Here is a 1,359-nt window from a genome sequence, read left to right on the forward strand (position 1 = left end):
CCGCCACCCGTGCCGGAGACCGACCTCGGCGTGGCCGATTGTTTCGTCTGGCAAGCCGATCCCGGCCATCTGGAGCCGGTGCGCAAGGTCAACCGCGTCGATATCGGTCTGATCCGTGGCGTCGACCGGGTTCGCGACATCCTGCTCGACAACACCGAGCGCTTCGCTTCGGGCTTTGCGGCCAACAATGTGCTGCTCTGGGGCGCGCGCGGCATGGGCAAGTCGTCGCTGGTCAAGGCCGTGCACGCCAAGGTCAACGCCTCGGACAAGCTCGACCTCCCGCTCAAGCTGATCGAGATCCACCGCGAGGACATCGACACGCTGCCCAAGCTCATGGGCCTGCTGAAGGCGGCGCCCCATCGCTTCATCCTGTTTTGCGACGACCTGTCCTTCGACCACGACGACACCTCCTACAAGTCGCTGAAGGCGGCGCTCGAAGGCGGCGTCGAGGGCCGGCCGGCCAACGTCATCTTCTACGCCACGTCGAATAGACGGCATCTGCTGCCGCGCGACATGATCGACAATGAGCGCTCGACCGCCATCAACCCGTCGGAGGCAGTAGAGGAAAAGGTCTCGCTCTCGGACCGCTTCGGCCTGTGGCTCGGCTTCCACAAATGCTCGCAGGACGAATATCTCGACATGATCGACGGCTACGTCCGCTATCACGACCTGAAGATCGACGCCGAAACGCTGCGCGCCGAGGCGCTCGAATGGGCAACGACGCGCGGCAGCCGCTCCGGCCGCGTCGCCTGGCAGTTCACGCAGGATCTGGCCGGCCGGCTTGGCAAGCCGCTTAAGGATTGACCGCGACCATGATCCCGAACCGGAAGGTCAGCAAAGCAAAAATTGGAAGCCGGTTTTCGGACAAGATCATGGTCAAACAAGACAACTGAAAAAGCCCGCCCCTGGCGGAGCGGGCTGAAGACGGCGGGCCGGACTGGAGGTCAGGCGGCCCGCAATTGTTCTTGTTCTATTCGAGGTAGCCGGACGGGTCGACCGGGGCCGAATTCTTGCGCACTTCGAAGTGCAGCTTCGGCGAGTCGGTGGTGCCGCTCATGCCGGACAGCGCGATCTCCTGGCCGCGCTTGACCTTCTGGCCGCGCTGCACCTCGATCGAGCTGGCGTGACCGTAGACGGTGACCAGTCCGTTCTCGTGGCGCACCAAAACGGTATTGCCGAATTCCTTGAGGCCGTCGCCCGCATAGATGACGACGCCGTTCTCGGCCGCCTTGATCGGCGTTCCTTCCGGCACCGCGATGTCGACGCCATCCTTGCCGGAGCCGAAGCCGGAGATGACGCGCCCACGCACCGGCCAGCGCATCTTGCCGATGCCGGTCGCATCCGGCGCCACCGCATCGT

Annotated in this window: 2 protein-coding genes; one reads left to right on the forward strand and one right to left on the reverse strand. The window is 64.4% G+C overall.

Going from position 1 to position 1,359, the window contains the following annotated elements:
• Positions 1 to 804, forward strand: an 804-nt coding sequence (locus tag EOA38_RS36760; protein ID WP_145966299.1) for an ATP-binding protein, incomplete at its 5' end; no start/stop codon positions are given.
• Positions 805 to 970: 166 nt separating this feature from the next.
• Here EOA38_RS36760 and EOA38_RS36765 read toward each other — a convergent pair.
• Positions 971 to 1,359, reverse strand: a 389-nt coding sequence (locus tag EOA38_RS36765; protein ID WP_145966300.1) for a M23 family metallopeptidase, incomplete at its 5' end; no start/stop codon positions are given.

The organism is Mesorhizobium sp. M1E.F.Ca.ET.041.01.1.1 (genome assembly GCF_003997355.1).
Lineage (GTDB): Bacteria > Pseudomonadota > Alphaproteobacteria > Rhizobiales > Rhizobiaceae > Mesorhizobium.